Annotated in this window: 15 protein-coding genes and 2 pseudogenes; 7 read left to right on the top strand and 10 right to left on the bottom strand. The window is 42.4% G+C overall.

Translation table 11 applies throughout. The features are described 5' to 3' along the window. Nucleotides 1–62: 62 nt before the first annotated feature. The 3 genes from V7L05_RS01150 to V7L05_RS01140 form a co-directional block, all read right to left on the bottom strand. The gene (locus tag V7L05_RS01150; protein ID WP_335161031.1) at nt 63–1,175 is read right to left on the bottom strand and encodes a caspase family protein; all 1,113 of its coding nucleotides are present in this window, start codon (nt 1,173–1,175) and stop codon (nt 63–65) included. A gap of 10 nt (nt 1,176–1,185) precedes the next feature. Beyond that, nucleotides 1,186–1,575 (bottom strand): sugar ABC transporter permease, encoded by a 390-nt coding sequence (locus V7L05_RS01145; protein WP_335161029.1) that lies wholly within the window; start codon nt 1,573–1,575, stop codon nt 1,186–1,188. 293 nt (nt 1,576–1,868) lie between these two features. Then, nucleotides 1,869–2,300: a hypothetical protein gene (locus V7L05_RS01140; protein ID WP_335161027.1), complete on the bottom strand. Its 432-nt coding sequence runs from the start codon at nt 2,298–2,300 to the stop codon at nt 1,869–1,871. A gap of 818 nt (nt 2,301–3,118) precedes the next feature. Here V7L05_RS01140 and V7L05_RS01135 point away from each other — a divergent pair. The 4 genes and pseudogenes from V7L05_RS01135 (at nt 3,119) to dnaN (ending at nt 6,320) form a co-directional block, all read left to right on the top strand. Further along, a complete protein-coding gene (locus V7L05_RS01135; protein WP_335161025.1) occupies nt 3,119–3,424 on the top strand; it encodes a hypothetical protein in 306 nt (101 codons plus the stop codon). An 84-nt stretch (nt 3,425–3,508) separates the two neighbouring features. After that, nucleotides 3,509–4,678, top strand: coding sequence for an RNA-guided endonuclease InsQ/TnpB family protein (locus V7L05_RS01130; RefSeq protein ID WP_335161023.1), 1,170 nt, complete (start codon nt 3,509–3,511; stop codon nt 4,676–4,678). Nucleotides 4,679–4,690: 12 nt separating this feature from the next. Beyond that, nucleotides 4,691–4,978 (top strand): annotated as a pseudogene (locus V7L05_RS01125) (type II toxin-antitoxin system VapC family toxin); the annotation flags it as partial. 178 nt (nt 4,979–5,156) lie between these two features. Further along, nucleotides 5,157–6,320 carry a DNA polymerase III subunit beta gene (gene dnaN / locus V7L05_RS01120; protein ID WP_335161019.1) on the top strand — a complete coding sequence of 388 codons (1,164 nt, stop codon included), beginning with the start codon at nt 5,157–5,159 and terminating at the stop codon, nt 6,318–6,320. A gap of 564 nt (nt 6,321–6,884) precedes the next feature. Here dnaN and V7L05_RS01115 read toward each other — a convergent pair. Further along, a complete protein-coding gene (locus V7L05_RS01115; RefSeq protein WP_335161017.1) occupies nt 6,885–7,007 on the bottom strand; it encodes a DUF6887 family protein in 123 nt (40 codons plus the stop codon). After that, the gene (locus V7L05_RS34585; RefSeq protein ID WP_442937825.1) at nt 7,004–7,096 is read right to left on the bottom strand and encodes a DUF6888 family protein; all 93 of its coding nucleotides are present in this window, start codon (nt 7,094–7,096) and stop codon (nt 7,004–7,006) included. The genes V7L05_RS01115 and V7L05_RS34585 overlap by 4 nt, the downstream gene beginning before the upstream one ends. Before the next feature lie 181 nt (nt 7,097–7,277). On the opposite strand from V7L05_RS34585, the gene V7L05_RS01110 reads away from it, so the two are divergent. Together V7L05_RS01110 and V7L05_RS01105 are read left to right on the top strand one after the other, a co-directional pair. Next, nucleotides 7,278–9,524 carry a cytochrome-c peroxidase gene (locus V7L05_RS01110; protein WP_335161015.1) on the top strand — a complete coding sequence of 749 codons (2,247 nt, stop codon included), beginning with the start codon at nt 7,278–7,280 and terminating at the stop codon, nt 9,522–9,524. A gap of 111 nt (nt 9,525–9,635) precedes the next feature. Continuing rightward, nucleotides 9,636–9,806: pseudogene (locus tag V7L05_RS01105) on the top strand (IS701 family transposase); the annotation flags it as partial. 636 nt (nt 9,807–10,442) lie between these two features. Here the strand turns inward: V7L05_RS01105 and V7L05_RS01100 are convergent. From V7L05_RS01100 to V7L05_RS01090, 3 genes are all read right to left on the bottom strand, one after another. Further along, nucleotides 10,443–13,769: a GAF domain-containing protein gene (locus tag V7L05_RS01100; RefSeq protein ID WP_335161013.1), complete on the bottom strand. Its 3,327-nt coding sequence runs from the start codon at nt 13,767–13,769 to the stop codon at nt 10,443–10,445. Nucleotides 13,770–14,026: 257 nt separating this feature from the next. Next, nucleotides 14,027–15,214 (bottom strand): TRC40/GET3/ArsA family transport-energizing ATPase, encoded by a 1,188-nt coding sequence (locus tag V7L05_RS01095; protein ID WP_335161011.1) that lies wholly within the window; start codon nt 15,212–15,214, stop codon nt 14,027–14,029. Nucleotides 15,215–15,463: 249 nt separating this feature from the next. Next, the gene (locus V7L05_RS01090) at nt 15,464–15,841 is read right to left on the bottom strand and encodes a hypothetical protein (protein WP_335161009.1); all 378 of its coding nucleotides are present in this window, start codon (nt 15,839–15,841) and stop codon (nt 15,464–15,466) included. A gap of 128 nt (nt 15,842–15,969) precedes the next feature. Between V7L05_RS01090 and V7L05_RS01085 the strand changes: the two genes are divergently transcribed. After that, entirely contained in the window at nt 15,970–16,149 is a 180-nt protein-coding gene (locus V7L05_RS01085; RefSeq protein ID WP_335161008.1) for a hypothetical protein, read from the top strand. A 181-nt stretch (nt 16,150–16,330) separates the two neighbouring features. Here V7L05_RS01085 and V7L05_RS01080 read toward each other — a convergent pair whose 3' ends face one another. Both V7L05_RS01080 and V7L05_RS01075 read right to left on the bottom strand, forming a co-directional pair. Next, complete coding sequence (locus tag V7L05_RS01080) at nt 16,331–17,164, bottom strand: peptidoglycan-binding domain-containing protein (protein WP_335161007.1); 834 nt, start codon at nt 17,162–17,164, stop codon at nt 16,331–16,333. Nucleotides 17,165–17,443: 279 nt separating this feature from the next. Further along, entirely contained in the window at nt 17,444–17,995 is a 552-nt protein-coding gene (locus V7L05_RS01075; RefSeq protein WP_335161005.1) for a 2'-5' RNA ligase family protein, read from the bottom strand. Nucleotides 17,996–18,002 lie beyond the last annotated feature (7 nt).

The following is an 18,002-nucleotide window of genomic DNA, read 5'->3' as shown; positions in this document are numbered from 1 at the left end:
TCTTTATCTGGCTGTTTAGGTAATTCCGCTTGCTGCCTTTGATATTCTGCTCTTTCTCGCTCTCAGCGTAATCTTTCTATTTCCTGCTGGCGCTCATATTCTGCTTGTTTTGGCGCAAGCACTCGTTGTTTTATAGAAGCAATATCTTCATCCCTCAATCCTAGATGTTGCTGATATTCTTCCAGTTCCTCCTCATTAAAAGGATATTCTTCACCGACTGCATGAGTCAGCGCCTCTTCATACTGAATTAGTTTACGCTCATACTCTCGATATGGTTGCAGAACTTCTTCTCGGATTGCCTTTGCCTCATCCTCAGATAGCCCCCAATCAATCCGCTTAGATTCTAGTATTCTCTCAGCAAAAACAGAAAACTTACCCTTACCCGACTTACCGCGACTTTCGGCTTCCTTGCGATACTTCAGTTTGGGGTCATCCTTGGGCGACTTTGCTAGATAAATTTTATAACCTTGCTTAACGGGATAGAACTCTGGTGTCATTGTTGGAGATACTTCTCGAACCTTGCTGCTGGCATACCCATGCAACTCATCGACCGATATCAAACCATCCCCGTCTTGATCTGCTGCGCCTTTTTCAATACCCTCAACTAGGTATTGAGTGTAAATTGAAAGTTCAAGACCTTCTTGCTCAAATGCATATTGTGTCGAAGTCGAAGCAGTAAGAATTGCCCTTCCTTCACCCCCCAAATGCTGTTCCAGATTGACACTACCGCTATCTTTAGCTGTCAAACCTTTGGTAAAAGCTGCACCAAAGCAGCAGTCTAAAATTACAACGAGTCGCTTGGACTTGCTTGCGTTCATCCAACGATGCACTTCTCTGGCTGCTACAGCCGTGGTTGGTACTAATTTTCCTTGCTGGTCTTTACGAGTTTGGCGAGTCGATAGGTAAAACTCACCTCCACTATCAGTTATGCCATGACCAGAAAAATAGAGCAGCAAGACATCATCCTGATTACGATTGCTGGTATATAAATCATAAATTTTATCTTCCATTTCCTGCCGTAAGGGATTTTTTAGCACCTCGGCCTCGGCAAAGCCACCCATTTCTGGGTTCACCAACACTCGCCTCATAGCCTCGACATCTTTGACAGCACCAGGTAGCGGGTTCAACCCCTGTTCATACTCGCTAACCCCAATTAGTAATGCTACTTTTGCCATACTTGCTGTCTTAGATATCTTTGGTATTTTTTATAAAATCCTCAGCTTGGCGTCTGGCAAATTCAAACTCTTCCTGATTACTGGCTTTGACTTCGAGTTTCTTGCCATTAACTTCTACTTTAATTTCAATGGTTTTTCCAGAAAGTCTAGTACTCAAAAACCCAAACAAAGGCTTTATCAAAGCTGGATTGCCCACTGCCTTCAATGTTGCCAACAAAAAACCCCCTAAAGCCTTTGAACCTTGGGGGACTTCTGTAACTGCCACTAAATCTGCATCTTCTACTCCATCCACTTCTTTAATCTGTGGAAGCAAATTTTGCACTTCTGTTTGCAACTCCTCATCGTTTAAACCGGGTTCGGATAGGGAAATAGTCACCTGAATATTAGATGTCGTTGCCATTTGAAGCGTCTCAGTAGTGTTAAAAGTATCTCTAATTTTACTATTTTTTGAGATGTAAGATATTATTACACCGAGCGAATGGAATAGAGCCTCCGGCACGCTGACGCGTAGCTTGCTTCTCCGTAGGAGTACGCGGCTACACAAACAAAGTCCACCTCCGTGGACTAATACAAAATCAAGAGTCTTAACCCACGGAGGTGGGTTTTGCCTGTGTAGACGCGGTTTCTAACCGCCCTTTTAAAACCCTATTGTATTTTAGCTAGCTAACTTACGATGTCTACGACGGGCTACGCCTACGCACCTAATGCCCCATTCATAGATCCGTTTACAGAAGAAAGCTCAACAGAATCGCTTGCTAAAAGATTAGTGAGTTTGATATTTCCCGGTGTACGTTGCTTATTCTTGTTATTACCCCGTCGCACACCACCCGCCATCTGGTATTGCTGGCTGGTTTTACCGTAACGGCTACCAACTCCTAGTAACATTTTTTCTGACATTGCTGTTACAATCTTTTCTGCGTTCTTCACGTCATCTGTGAGTTTGTCAATGGTGGATAAAGCAGTGTTGTAGGCAGCAAGCGTAGACCGGAGATCGTTAATTGTGATAGTGTAAGCTTGCATAGTCAGTCCTTCGCCAAAGTCAAGTTCTACGCTGATAGATTCTAAACTTTCAATCCGGCGATCAGCTCGTTCTAAAACGCTGGAATTTCTTTTACGACGTGCCATGATGCATCTCTTCTACTAGGTTAATAGTACTGTTTTATACAAAAATATCTTAGATTGTCATCGGAAAATACAGCATAGAGGCGCGATCGCATTTACAAAACTTTAGTCAATTTCACTTAGATTATTATGAGATTTCCGGTAATAAATCAATTCATTAGCTCGTTACAACGATTGTTGCAATGACTTAAACGTTTCTTATACATGGAGAAGTAATTGTTGCAAAGTATTAAGCGTTTGCTGTAACTGATTATATGTTTGCAGGAAATACTTAAACGTTTGTTATATATGGAGGAGTAATTGTTGCAAAGTATTAAGCGTTTGTTGTAACTGATTATATGTTTACAAGAAATACTTAAACGTTTCTTATATATGGAGGAGTAATTGTGGCAAAGCATCAAACATTTGCTAAAACTGCTTCTACATTTGCAATAAATGCCTAAACGTTTCTTATATATGTCAGAGCATAAGCTGCAAAGTATCAAGGGTTTGCTGCAACTGCTTCTAGATTTACCAGAAATGCTTAAGCGTTTTTTATATATATCAGAGCATAAGCTGCAAAGGTTTAAATTTTAACAGATAAAATAGAGTGCATCGCGGATACAGCAGAGCCACCAACAGGAATCACGTTATTGTAACCAACCGTTTAAACAAGTTTTCTACCCTTAAGCAACTTCGTGAGCGATGCCTATGGCAGGCGTAGCTGCGGCACTAACTAAAAAAACAGCGATCGCGATCGCCTGAACTCTTACAATAGAATTGCCTCTCAAAGCCTGTTAGCGTGATAAGTGAAGTCCTGTTGGTATTGAAGCAGATAATTTATGACAGCCAGAGAGCAACTTATTCAGGAAATTGAGCAGGTTTCAGATTCTTTAGTGGAAGAAGTGCTAGACTTCTTGCTATTCATAAAAGGTAGACAGGCTCAGAAAAATTCCACGTCTGATGATGAGAAAAGCATTCTAGAGCGGATGGGAGGAATTCCCCAGCATTTGCTCTGTGTTGGTAATTTGTCAGACCGAGACGTTCGCAGAGCGGTTATTGCATCGCGGATACAGCAGAGCCACCAACAGGAATCATCACCGAGTTCCTCGCGCCGTGGAAGCCCCTACTTTCAAGTATGGGGGTAAGGCGCAGGCGATTTTATAGAGCCTCCGGCACGCTGACGCGAACGCCGTCAAAAAATATTTTTCACTTGTGATACAATAGATAGTATGGAGCAAGTGCTGACATTGGTTTGTAAGCTTAACCCCACATCTGAACAGGTTGTCAAAATAGAGGCGACACTCTCAGCGTTTGCAGATGCTTGCAACTACGCTAATCAGCAGGTTAAACCCCAAATTACAAGTAAGACAACCATTCAGAACATGGTCTATCAAGACCTGCGCTTGTTGTTTGGGTTGTCTGCTAATTTGGCTGTCAGAGCTTGTGCCAGGGTAGGAGCTAACCGGAAAACGGCAAAACAACAAGGGAAACAAGTTAAATCTATCAAACCAACCAGCGCCGATTACGACGCGAGGATTTTTGCATTTAGAGAAAAAGATTGGACTGTTAGCTTGAATTTGCTTGCCTATAGGGAACATATCAAAATGGATATTGGTAATTACCAATTGGGGAAACTCAAAGGTAAAAAACCAACATCGGCACAGTTATGTAAACATCGGGATGGTTCCTACTATATTCATATTCAAATCAAAGATGAGGTTCCCCAAGCACTCAAAGCAACCAACGTTATTGGTGTAGATTTTGGGAGACGGGATATTGCTGTAACTAGCAATGGGGACAAATGGGACGGTAAACAGATAACTGATATTCGAGATAGATACGCCAAAACTAGAGCTTCTTTGCAACAAAAGGCCACGAAAGGCACAAGGTCTACTCGCCGACGTGCGAGACGGATTTTGCAACGGCTGTCGGGAAAAGAGAGAAGATTCCAGCAATGGCTCAACCATCAAATCAGCTACCGCATTATCAAGAAAGCACGCTGCACAAATGCTATTGTTGCAATTGAAAACTTGACTGGAATTAGAGAACGTACCAACTTTCAACCTAGAAATAAAGTTGAGCGTAGACGTTCTAATTCTTGGTCTTTTTATCAATTGCGCTTTTTCCTTGAGTACAAAGGAATTAAGGAAGGAGTAGAAGTAATTGCTGTGCCACCTGCCTACACAAGTCAGACGTGCCACCAATGTTTGCACATTGGCTTGAGGTCTGATAAACGTTTCAAATGTGGTAATTGTGGCTGGCATGGTGATGCTGATTTGAATGGTGCAAAAATGATTTCTTTATTGGGGCAATCTGTAAGCTTGCCCGGAGGTTCGAGATGTTTATGTTGTTCTCTCAATATAAATAGCTTAGGGCTACTACAAAGCCCCGCCCTTTAGGGCTGGGGTTAGCTTACTGAAGTGATGTGGCTATTAGCCTCTGACTGGCAAGTGCAAAACGAGTTTCTGTCCCACCTGGCAAATCGCATCTACGAGTGTGAATCGCTTAGGTCTCAAGATTTTGCTCGGATTGCTGAACTGAATGCCCAGTACGCTGATTTGCCAGCAGATTTTTCGGATTTGTCCCTCGTGGTAATTTCTGAACGCCTGAATGTCGCTGTGATCGCCACACTGGATAAAGATTTTGATATTTATCGGCGCTATCGGAACCAACCATTTAAACGAGTTTTCTACCCTTAAGCAACATTGTCAGCGATCGCATCCACTTAAGTGGACTTAAGCTATTAGCCAATAAATTTATTTCTTGGCGGGAGATTGAGCAGATGCAAGATATAAGCAAACAAACAACACGCCCACCCGCTACTCGCCTGGGAACAATAAGGATGTTAAGATATCTTTCACCAGCTGAATCTGACTTATGAAATTAGTTTGCTCCCAAAGCGATCTCAGTACAAATCTCTCGCTCGTCAGTCGTGCAGTACCCTCACGACCAACTCATCCGGTACTTGCCAATGTGCTGCTACAAGCGGATGCTGAAACTAACCAAGTCAGCTTAACAGCCTTCGATCTCAGCTTGGGAATCCGCACCAGCTTTAACGCAGAGGTATGGCAAGGAGGCGCGATCGCACTTCCTGCTAAATTACTTGTAGACATCACCTCTCGTCTTCCAGAAGGCGAAATCACTCTCGATGATGAATCAGCCCTCACAGGTGCAACATCTAGTGGGGAAGGTTTAATTGTCACACTCACACCCAAGAGTGGGCATTACCAAGTACGAGCAATGGAGCCTGGAGAATTTCCCGAACTACCTGTAATTGAAAACACGGAAGTAATCCATCTCACCACCGCCTCATTAATTGAGGGCTTACGCGGTTCATTATTTGCTACCAGTGCTGATGAAACCAAGCAAGTACTTACCGGAGTGCATTTAACAGTTAAACAAGATACCCTAGAATTTGCAGCTACCGATGGACATCGCCTAGCAGTGGTAGAAACTAGCAACGAGCGTCCTTTAGGCGGAACTAGTGAACTAGAAGTGACAGTACCAGCTAGAGCATTACGCGAACTCCAACGAATGCTAGCTCATAGCGCCTCATCAGATGAACCTGTAGCTTTATATTTCGATCAAGGTCAAGTTGTGTTTGCATGGCAAAATCAACGCTTGACTAGTCGCACATTAGAAGGGCAATATCCTGCCTATCGACAACTAATCCCGCGCCAATTTGAGCGACAAGTGACAATTGATCGGCGACAATTCGTCAGCACTTTAGAGCGGATTGCTGTGCTAGCTGATCAGAAAAATAATATTGTCAAGGTAAGTATTGACAGTGAAGCTCAAGAAATTACTTTATCTTGTGAAGCTCAAGATGTGGGCAGTGGTAGAGAGTCAATGCCAGCACAGATTTCTGGGGAAAATATTGAGATTGCCTTTAACATTAAATATTTAATGGAAGGCTTGAAAGAATTACCATCTTCCGAAATTCAAATACATTTAAATCAAAGCCTGACTCCAGTGATTTTTACACCATTGGGTGGTTTAAAAATGACCTATTTAGCTATGCCTGTGCAACTTAGAAGTTAAAAAAAATGCTATAAACCCAACAAATGCTTTATTACCCAATACGCTTGGGTTAAGATTTGATCCTGTCTCACCCTCCTAAAAAAGGAGGGAATTGAGTAAGGCTTTTTAACAGTTATCAGTTATGGCGTTTGTCAGTTGAGTTCAATACAGACCTAACCCCCAATCCCTTCCCTTATGGGAAGGGGAGTAAGATTCAAAGCCTCTCTCCTGTTTGGAGAGAGGTAAAAGTGTATTCCATATAAATGAGCCGCAGCTACGCCCGTCGTAGACATCGCTATAAGTCAATACAGTTCAGTTAAGCATTTCTTCCTTCTCTTTCTTCTCTTCCTTCTCTTCGAGACGCTCCGCGAACGCGTCCTTCTCTACGAGACGCTACGCGAACGCGTCCTTTGCGGTTCGTTAAAAAAATTGACTTTGACAAAGAGTTAAGCCTTAACTGAACCGTATTGCGCTATAAGTAGTCAGCCTCTTCATCGCTAACTAATAACTGTTCACTTATTTAAAGCGTCGTTTATCCTCAATTAATTCCTGTAACTTTCCTACTTCCTCAACTGTATAAAACGTCTAATTTGGTTCAGACGTAATTTTATCCATCAATGCGTGAAAAGCTTCAGCATCGTTGCGATGTTCTAACAGATAAGCCTTCAACTGGGACTTGCTCATCGCCGCAAAATTGGGTTTTGTCATTCGTCATATCTCCATTTGCGATCGCATGTGATTAATATACCCGTTTCCTCTCCAGCCAGAATATAAATATTGCCAGTGCGTTGATCGATTCAGACTATAAAAATCGGTAAAAACAGACTTGTAACATTTTGACAAAGGATAAAACCAGGGTAAGCTCATCTAACTTGGTGTAATTTTAACTTGATCAATCAAATAAGATAAGCCTAAAGGAGTGTGTGAAAAACTTTAGATAAGTCGTAGAATCACTTAAGTGTTTTCTGACATGAAAATATGGAAATTCTACGCATAAGTCTGGGATTGCTTTTTGCTACTTTTCTAATGTTTTTGCTGCTAACCGGCAAAGGTCGGTTTTTGCTGAAATCGATGGTAGTGGAGATCAAGCAGAGAATTCGGAGTTTAAAAAATCTCAAATTATGGTCTTTTAATCACCGAGAGTCTCGTGGAGCATCATCTAAATTTCCAGTTGATACAAAGCGTAAAAGGTGGGAATCTGGTTATGCAAAACCTAACGGGATAGTATCAAGACTTTCAAAAACTATAACAATTGCTGCGATCGTTGTGGGAGCAGTAATAGCTGGAAATACTGTATCTGCTCAGGTTACGGCGTTGCCACCTCTAGCTTCTCTCAAGACTGTTTCGGTTCCAGAGCCTGATAATCTTGGAGACTTTGTAAAAGACAAAGTAGCCGCCATTAAGTTAGGAAAGGCTCTTTTTTGGGATATGCAAGTTGGTAGCGATGGACAAACCTCCTGTGCTACTTGCCATTTCCATGCCGGAGCCGACAGCAGATCAAAAAATCAGATATCTCCTGGTCTTATGCGGCTCAACGCCGATCGCACAGAAAACCCAGATCCGGTTTTTAATGTCGGCGGTGGGCCGAACTACCAGCTCAAGCCAAAAGATTTTCCCTTTCACAAGTTGTCGAATCCAAATGATCCGACAACTGTTGTGTCTGACCGGAATGATATCGCCTCCTCTCAAGGAGTTATCAATACCAAGTTTGTTGATGTAATACCTGGCAATGCAGAAGACCAAGTAACGCTTAAACCAGATCCGGTGTTTAACGTGGGAGGTATAAATGTACGTCGCGCCGAGCCACGTAATGCGCCAACTGCGATTAATGCAGTATTTAACTTCCGCAACTTCTGGGACGGTAGGGCGCAAAACATCTTTAATGGAGTGAATTCCTTTGGTTTGAGAGATTCTCATGCTTCTGTCGTGAAAGCACAGACTCCAAATCAGCTAGAATTTGTCAAAGTCAGCCTAAATAATTCGTCTTTAGCTTCTCAAGCAGTCGATCCACCACTTAGCTCCTTCGAGGAATCTTCTGATGGTCTTAACTTTCAAGAAATAGGTGATAAGTTTGGACAAATTGATTACAAATCCGGCAGCGTTGGCAAGGGTAAAAAGCTCCCCAGAAAACTTGCTAAAAAGTTATTTCCTCTCAGGCCGCTAGGGAAACAACTTGTACATCCACAAGACAGTGTTTTAGGTACAGATAGCAGATGGCCTGAACCCGGACTGAGAAATAAAAGCTATGATCGCCTAATTAAAGATGCCTTCAAGCCGGAGTGGTGGAAGTCTAATCAACTGATTCAAGTTGATGCCAAGGGTGTCAGAACTTTTGTTAAAAAACCTGATCGCTCTTTGGAAACCAATGAGTACAGGTTAATAGAGTACAACTTCTCGCTATTTTTTGGGCTGGCAATTCAAATGTACGAATCTACGCTCATCGCTAACGATACCCCACTTGATCGCTTCTTGGAAGGAAACACCACTGCCCTAACTGGGCAACAGCAACGGGGGAAACAACTGTTCGAGGGTAAAGCTCAATGCAACCTTTGTCATAATGGGGCAGAACTTAGCAGTGCTTCTGTGAGTTCTGTGCAGAAACAAAGGATTGGGATTCTTAACATCCCTAATTTGAGGAGATTCGTCTTTGACAATGGCTTTTTCAATATCGGCATCAGACCGACATTAGAAGATGTTAGTGTTGGAGGTAATGACCCATTTGGGAATCCGCTTTCTGAAACGAGACTGGCTCTACTGGGAACTTTCCAGCAACTTCTCGGTTCCCCATCAAATACCACAGTTAGCTCTAAGGACACAATACTTGCGGATGGCAGTTTCAAAACTCCTGGACTCCGCAATGTCGAATTAACTGCCCCTTATTTCCACAATGGTGGTTCTTTAACTTTGCAGCAAGTGGTAGACTTATACAATCGTGGCGGAGACTTTCGTCAGCAAAGCGCCCTCGCCGTGTTGGGACTAACTGAACCCGAAAAAAATGACTTGGTAGCCTTCCTCAAATCGCTCACTGATGAGCGAGTCCGCTATGAAAAAGCGCCATTTGATCACCCACAACTGTTTGTTCCAAATGGACATCCGGGTAATTCTACATACGTGATCAATGATGGTACTGGTAAAGCCACAGATAGTCTACTGGAAATTCCTGCTGTTGGTAGTAATGGTGGTAATGGCACTCCAAATTTCCTTGCCACTTCCAGACAGTGGTAAATAGCGTATAATCGCTAACCTGACAACATTTTCGGTGTTGGGGGCTTTTAGCGGCAGAAACCCGGCACTAACTCCCCAACACCGAAAATTATCCAAAATCTTGAAATCGGGTTGACAGGTGGTTTGAGAGGTAGGTGGGCTAACAAACCTTTGAACACCTTTACTGAAGCAATAGATGCTTTTAGAACCGTTAGCGTAGCATGTGCTTTGCACATATGGTTAACTCTAAATCGTGACCTATTTGCTTTTTATAAAGCCAGTTTGGGTTACATTTGGGCCTAATTTTTGTTTAAGTTCCGTTATCTACAACGCACCCAGTCAACCGCCGACGCTATTGAAGTCCTCAATCCCCTTCAGCTTCGCATAATGAGCGCTAAATCACCCAAACGACCCAAGATATTAACAGTTAGTTGGTTGCGTAGACGCGGAGCCAATACAGTTCAGTTAAGCATTTCTTCCTTCTCTCTGTGTTCTCTGCGCCTCTGCGGTTCGTTAAAAAAATTGACTTTCACAAGGAGTTTTAGCCTTAACCCAAGCGTATTGGACGCGGAGCGGCTTTTCGCTAGACATCGCTTGTTTAGGAGGTTACTTAGAACATCGACATAAAACCGCTATTGGTATCCAGGTACTGTAGCGGGGTGGGTTAAATAATTCGTAATTCGTAATTCGTAATAGAGCCTCCGGCACGCACTCGCGTTCGTAATTAAGTTTTGTGACGGGGATTTAGCGCTGCATTGCGGTCTTGGGGTCTCCCCTCTTGTGCAACGCAAGCAAGACAGACCCAGACCCAAAACTTACCGGTTATTGAACCGGGGGACTTAAACCCACGGTACTGGGTTAAAATTGCACGACAAGAGTGAGGGTTGGCAGCGATCTTAAGAGACTTAACGGGAAAAGTCAGGGCGGTGGCTCCCCAACCTACGGGAGTTGATGGTGCGATTTGGTGATTTGTATCACCGGAATTTCAATCCAAAATTCTGTACTTAACCCCGGCTGGGAATCACATTTAAACACACCACCGTGTTTATCCACGACAATCTGATAACTAATTGACAACCCCAAACCAGTGCCTTTTCCCACTGGCTTAGTAGTGAAAAATGGGTCGCAGATTCTTGCTTTTAGAGGCTCCGGTATTCCTGGGCCATTATCTGCAATGCGAATTACTACGCTCTTGACATTGCCTTCCATCTCTCCAAGAGCAGTACTGATGGTAATTTGATTGCTATGAGATTTTGATTGAGATTCGCTGTAATCTTCTAGAGCATCGATCGCATTGCTTAAAACATTCATAAATACCTGATTTAATGGACCAGCATAGCACTCGATCAAGGGAAGGTCGCCGTATTCTTTGACTATTTTAATATCCGGGCTTTCCGGCTTTGCTTTCAAGCGATGCTGCAAAATTAACAAGGTGCTATCAATGCCCTCGTGAATATTAACTGGCTTCATTTCCGCCTCGTCAAGGCGAGAGAAATTCCGTAAACTCAAGACAATCTGACGGATGCGCTCAACCCCAACTTGCATGGAAGATAAAGTTTTGGGCAAATCCTCGATCAGAAATTCTAAGTCTATCTCGAATGCGCGATCGCGAATCTCAGGGCTGGGGTTAGAGTCATTTTGCAAATACAGGTCTAGAAGACTGAGTAAATCTTGGGCGTAATTGTTGACATGATTGATGTTGCCATAAATGAAGTTTACCGGGTTATTAATTTCGTGAGCAACACCAGCTACCAGTTGACCCAGTGAGGACATTTTCTCAGTTTGGATCAGTTGGATTTGAGTTTGCTTTAAATCATCCAGAGCTAGAGTCAATTTTTCGGTCTGCTCCTTGGTCTGATTATGCAATTGAGCTTGTTGAAGTGCGACTCCAAGCTGATTGGCAATTTGAGTGATGAACTGAACTTCTGAGCTTTCCCAATGGCGGGGTGCAGAGTTCTGATAAACTGCTAGTAAGCCCCATAGCTGTTGCCCGACAAATATGGGTGCGATCGCATAAGCTCTTGCTTGAATTTGCTCTAGAGCCGTAACGTGGCATTGAGAGTGGCCAGCTTTATAGATGTCATCAACTGCAAAGCTTTCATTGTGACGATATCGCCCACCTTGGGTTTGCTGTAAATAGCTATCTTGCCAAACTGTCTTGGTATGGTCACTGACTACTTTGACCCAGCTATCACCTACAAATTCGGCGATATATTCACCACTCCAATCAGCATGGAACTGGTAGACTGCAACTCGATCTACTTGTAGTGATTTACAGATTTCTTGGGTGGTTGTCTGAAAAATCGCATCTAGATTAAGAGATTCCCTAACTTTGGCAACAACTTCAAACAATGCCCGTTGTTGTTCTGCTGCTTGTTCTAAATCTAACGCTTGCTGCCGGGTCTGAGTAAGTAAATCAGCTTGCTGGACTGCTACTCCCATTTGAGCTGCAATCTGACTGAGAAAGTTAACTTCAGAAGCTTTCCATTGCCGAGAGCCAGTGTGTTGATAAGTTGCCAACAAACCCCAAAGCTTTTGTCCAACAAAAATCGGAGCAAGCACAAAAGCGTGAATTTGAAATTGCTCTAGATTGTCGATATGACACTGAGCAAACCCCATCTTGTAGATGTCATCGACTGCAAATGTTTCGTTGTTGCGGTAGCGTCCTCCCTGTGTATTTTGTAAGTATGTGTCATTCCAAACTGTATTAATACCTAGTTCGGACTGATTTGACCAGTATGGACTAGCAGCCTCGAAATCCCCGACAAATTGACCACCCCAATTAGAATCGAAACGATAAACAGAAACGCGATCGGCTTTGATTAATTGACAAACTTCTTTAGTAGTGGTTTTAAAAATGGTATCTGTGTCAAGAGATTCCCGAATCTCGGCAATAACTTGAAACACAGCCTGTTCTTGTTCAGATGTCCGTTGTAACTCAACTGTGCGTCTTTTAACTTGTTTTTCTAAATTTTCATTGAAGACTTGTACTTGTTGGTATAGTTCATATTGCTGAACTGCTGAAGCAAAGTGTTTACCGAGGTCTTTAGCCAGTTCAATCTCTTCATCCGTCCATTTTTGAGCTTGTGCTTTTTTAGATTCACGCCAAACCTCAAAGGATAAACGGGGGTACAGTTGCCTTTGATCGCTGTCATACTGCCCCGCCCAGAGAGTCTCTGTATCTATTTCGTCACGGAAAATACTTAAGTAGCCCAGCAACTGCTGACGATATAGGAGTGGGATAATCAAGATGCTGCGAATTTTAGTTGGTTGAAAAGCAACTTGCAAAGTTCGCAAGCTAGAAGTTTTATATATATCTAAAATCGCCCAAACATCGTAGTCACTAGACTTGTAGTGTTCCTGCCAGACACTATACTGCTCGATCAGTGGATATATAGTTTGTTCTGGCATCACAGGTTGCTGTCCACAGATATAAAGCTTGATACAACTATTTCCTGGTATTAAGCATTCTGTTAAGCTGGTGACGTTGCCATTGTGGTAATCAAAAGCTTCATTTCTAATGCAAAGCCTGCCACCAACACCATTAAAGGCAGCAACAACAGCTTCTAGGGCTGGTTGTAGTACAATTGTCGGTAATGAATGTAGTAGGGTAGCAACGCGGTTAATGATCGCTTCCCGTTCGGCTGTTTTACGGACTTGAGTTAGAAGGGTACTTTGAGCGATCGCCACTGACAGTTGATCCACTACCATCTGTACTGCTTCTAGTTCATATTCTGAAATCAAACGCGCTTGGGAATTATGAGACACCAGCAGCCCCCAGAGTTGATCTTGATAGAGAATAGGCGCTACTACAGAGGACTTTACCCCCATTGCTGTCAAATATTCAATATGACATGGGTCTACAGGGCGGTAATGAATCTCCTCTGATCTAGTTTCTCCATTTTCCAAGTCATAGAGGTGACTTTGACCAATCTCTTGAGTATCAACATTCACAACAGAACGCACCCGTGATTTCATAAATAGTTCACGGGCGGCGAGTGGAATATCATCAGCAGGGAAATTTAGCCCCAGTAGGGACGGCAACCGATTTTCGTAAATTGACTCAGCAATCACTTCACCACTGCCATCGGCATGAAATTTGTAGATCATCACTCGGTCAGTTTTTAGTAGCGATCGCACCTCAGCCGTTGTTACAGTGATAATTTCTTCCAACTCTAAGCTTCGTCGGATACGGTTTGTTATGCGGCGGAGTAAACTTTCTTCATGGCGACATAAGGACAAATCTTGTTCAGGGTTGGAGGTCATTGCTTATAGCAAAATAAATTAATAATTTGCAAACTGAAGATAATTAAATCTAAAGCCATTTTGAGATTTATTTAATCAATTTGTCTTCAGTAAAACTACGGGCAAATCATTAATAAAAATATTTATTTTCCCCTTAAGAACAATTCACCAAAACATCACAAAAACAGACGCTAAAAGAATGGCGTCTGTACTAGCTACAAGAAAATATTCTTGCTTTTTAGTGTTGAGTTTTTGTCAAACATTGCCGTAGGAACAAATCAAACTCTTATGTTGTCAGCAAAGCGGATTTTAAGATAGTCGTCTTCCATCTTTGCCCCTGCTGGTTGTAGTGCTGCTAAGGCTTGGGGCAAAACTAAGTTACGACGGTGGTTGCCAATAGTAATGTTTAATTCGTCCCCATTTTTGCTCAGTTGAACTTGGTTTTTAGGAATCCCAGGTAAGTAAATTTCTAAGCTGTATTGGTTCTGCTCTTGCACGACTCTCATAGTCGTTTCTTTGTAATAAACCTGAGTTGGATCTTCATCTTTATAGAGCGTTTCCTTCAGGCGTTCTAAGGCAGGCAATCCGCACATTTCCTCAGAAAATAGTGGAACTTCTTTCACAGGTAGAGGGTGGAAATTATCATGGATTTCCTGGCGATATTGCTCCTGACTTTCCTTCCAACGTTGGAAAAATGGGTCTTGGACAACACTAGGAATAATCCGATTAGCTACTATTAAATCTGTTGCAACATTATACAAACTCAGATAAGCATGGGCACGAAGAGACTCTTTAATCACCATCTTTTCGGGATTTGTTACCAGACGCACTGAGGTTTGAGTATTGTCTGTTAATACTTTTTCCAGAGCTTCAATTTGTTCATAAAACTCATAAGGTGCATCCATCACTTCTTTATCTGGTAGCGAAAAACCAGCAATTGGTCTAAAAAAAGGTTCAACCAAAGGCCGAAGTGCTACGGAGATGTTTTGAAATGGTTTGTAAAAACGGCGCATATACCAGCCACCGACTTCAGGTAAACTCAGCAAGCGCAGTGCTGTGCCGGTGGGGGCTGAGTCGATAATTAAGACATCAAACTCACCTTCATCGTAATGGCGTTTCATCCTTACCAAGCCAAAAATCTCATCCATGCCTGGTAAGATGGCCAATTCTTCCGCCTGTACGCCGTCTAAACCCCTTGCCTGTAAAACTTGGGTAATGTAACGTTTCACAGCCCCCCAGTTTCCCTCCAATTCTTGCAGTGCATCCAGTTCAGCACCCCACAGATTTGGGCGAATTTTTTGGGGTGCATGTCCCAGTTCCATATCAAAACTGTCTGCCAGGGAGTGAGCGGGATCTGTACTTAAAACCAATGTCTGATAGCCTAGTTCCGCACAACGGAGTCCAGTTGCAGCAGCGACGGAAGTTTTGCCCACGCCGCCTTTACCGGTCATCAAAATTACACGCATAGATGCTTCTGTCCTGCCTGAGGATTTTATTACATTTATTTACAATTTAGCCTATATTGCTATAACTTAGTAAATACAAGGCTTTTAAACACATAGACAAAGTAGTGTCTAATTCTTATCTCAATTAGATTTAAAATGGTTGCCAAAAACCGTATTTGTTAAAAAAATATGCTCTCTAGAGAAATAAACATAAAAAAGTCCACAGGTTTATGATGCCGTGGACTAGGTGCTTTTGGGTCGTAAACTGATTTACTGGTTTAACAGCCCGATAGCCATCTCAAGGTGCATCTTAGCCTTGTGCAAGTTCAGTAAACTCTCTTGGTCGTATCTGTCAGGATAGCTCATCGCTTTGCCCTCCATCGTTAGCTTAATCAGCGCCGCTTGCTCATCAGTGGGTGAATTCATCTCATCTACTACCCCTTCGACGAATTGAATAACGCTGAAGCCTGGTGACTTCAATCCTCTTCCTTGCCTGAGTTGAGCGAGTGCTATCTGTGGGAATGCCATCAAGGTAACAATCCAACTAGTTTTGTACCCTCCATTCCCAGTAGGCTTTAGTCCGTAACGCCTACACAAGTTTCTCAACTCAGCAATGGTTTTAATTTCGAGTTCTGACCTTGTGAACATAAAATAGAGTTATCCATTTGTAAAAGTGGTATCGGTGGTGAACTTGTTTGACCGACTATGAACACCACCGATTAAACACTCTAATTCCGTGCTTGCCTCGAAACAAGCTATATTTACATTTCTAAACAATGCCCAATCCTAAAGGTAATCCTCAAAATTTTGAGAATCAACCAAGCAGAGATTTGACAGAAAATGTTACTTTTAGAGCTACAAAGGAAATGAAAGAAGAGATACAGAAACAGGATAACCCGGCACAATTTTGCAGGGATGCTGTCCAAGAGAAGCTAGATAGGAATAAAGGGAAGTAGTACTTAATTATTTAACTATTATTAATCTGAGTAAATAAAAATACCTCTAGATATCAGTTCTAAAGGTATTTACTATGATCGGTTTTTATTGTTGCCAATTCAAATGCAATCAGTGTTCTGCACATTGCTTACCAAGTTGCTTATAAGTAAAAGATTTCCACCATTAGCCCTGGCTCTAAGTTTACTTCTTATTCCAGAGACTTAAAAATGCTTGAGAGATAGCTGGGGTGATCTGACTTTGTAAGTAAGTTAGTGCATCACGATGGTTTTGATTGTTGTCATCATAATAAGTGAACACATTCGTCAGCTTGACAATTTCAGGATTTTGATCATTTGTCCCCCTCCATTTGTTAGTAACTTTGTGTAAAATGTCCTTGGGTATATTTTGTTGTAAGTTATTTAACGCTGCGATGTAAGAAGGATTTTGAGGATTCTTTTTGAATTGGAAGCACAAATCTATCAGCTTAAGTTGTGACTGGGGCTGCGGCTGTGGCTTATCTGTTAAACTAGGTTGCTGTAGAATTTGACGCTGTTCAATAGTGGCAATGCCATTTTCAGTTAAACCCTGAGATTTCTGAAATTTCTTGACTGCTGTATAAGTGGCTGGCCCATAAAAAGGCAAGTCTGAAGGAATTTCGGCATTGGTTGCAAAACCGTGAAACTTCAATCTATTCTGAAGTCCTTTAACTGTATCTTCCATTACAGTTCGAGTCTCGGAATCAGCGTTACCATTAACCACAAGTTTTTGTGAGTATTGTTTCTGAAACTTTTTTATCGCTTCTTCAGTAGGATCATCTGTCAAGGAGTTGTTATTCCGCTTCCAGGGAGCAAATTTTGTGAGATCAGGCTTAGGATCAATCTCAGGAGCTAAATATCCCAGCCCGATCAATATATGACGGATGACTTCAGGGCTACTAACGGCCATTCTTTTTGGTTCCTTTGCTACTAAACTACCATTTAATGTTGTATCTTGTTTTACAAAGATTACGTAAGTAGAAATAAACAAATCTAACATGTCTTATTAAGGCGTTGCAAAAGTCAAGCGATGTGTGACGACAAGCTGGTTCTCTAGGAGACGTTTGGCGTGGGCGACTACACACCGGGAAAAAGAAAGATGGTTTTAAGTCTTGGTGGGCGATCGCTTCTTCTCAATTATTGATGATACTACGCAATGTTTCCTTGACACCAGCTTGCAAGCGGCTCTCCGTAGTTGTGCGATCGCTCTGAAAAATGCCCACCTCGATCAGCAAGCGCAGACTTATACTCAAAAATTGGAGCGATCGTTTTTAGCATCTCATTCCTCAGTAGCCAAAAAACCAAACTCCGATTTAATATTCCAGCGCTTACCGTCGTGAAGCAGTAGCGTTAATTTATCGGCAGTAAATTCAAAATGCAACTGACGCTTTTCAAACTCTGGCCAAGCAGCTTTAAAGTTTTGCTTTGTTAAATCCCGAAATGCAACCGTTATATGGGGCGCAAAAGGGCGGGTTTTAGAAACCTGATCAACAATTCCCAAGTTGCTTTCTGTATAAGCCATTAAATCAGCTTGCAAACTTAAAAGCTCTTGACTTTTGACTACATTAATGTATATAACACGAGGCGCAAAGGCATCAAACCCCATGAGTGTAATTGCTACTGGCTGTTGTCCACTAGCAAACTCCTTCAAAGATGCTTCTAACTGTGGCAAGTTAGCATCTGCCCATTCAAAGGGCGGTTGCAGGGTAATATGAGGCGGAGACTTTAGCGCTCCACTACTAGCATAGCGATCGGCAAAGTAGCGCTTAATCTCGTTGGCGTAGTCTTGAATGTCTTGCGGTGGTAAAAGGGCGATAAAAAAACGGCTCATTCCATTT

It is taken from the genome of Nostoc sp. (assembly GCF_036917755.1).
GTDB lineage: Bacteria > Cyanobacteriota > Cyanobacteriia > Cyanobacteriales > Nostocaceae > Nostoc.
Note: the sequence above shows the minus strand (reverse complement) of the source record. Positions and strands in the feature narration are given on the sequence as shown.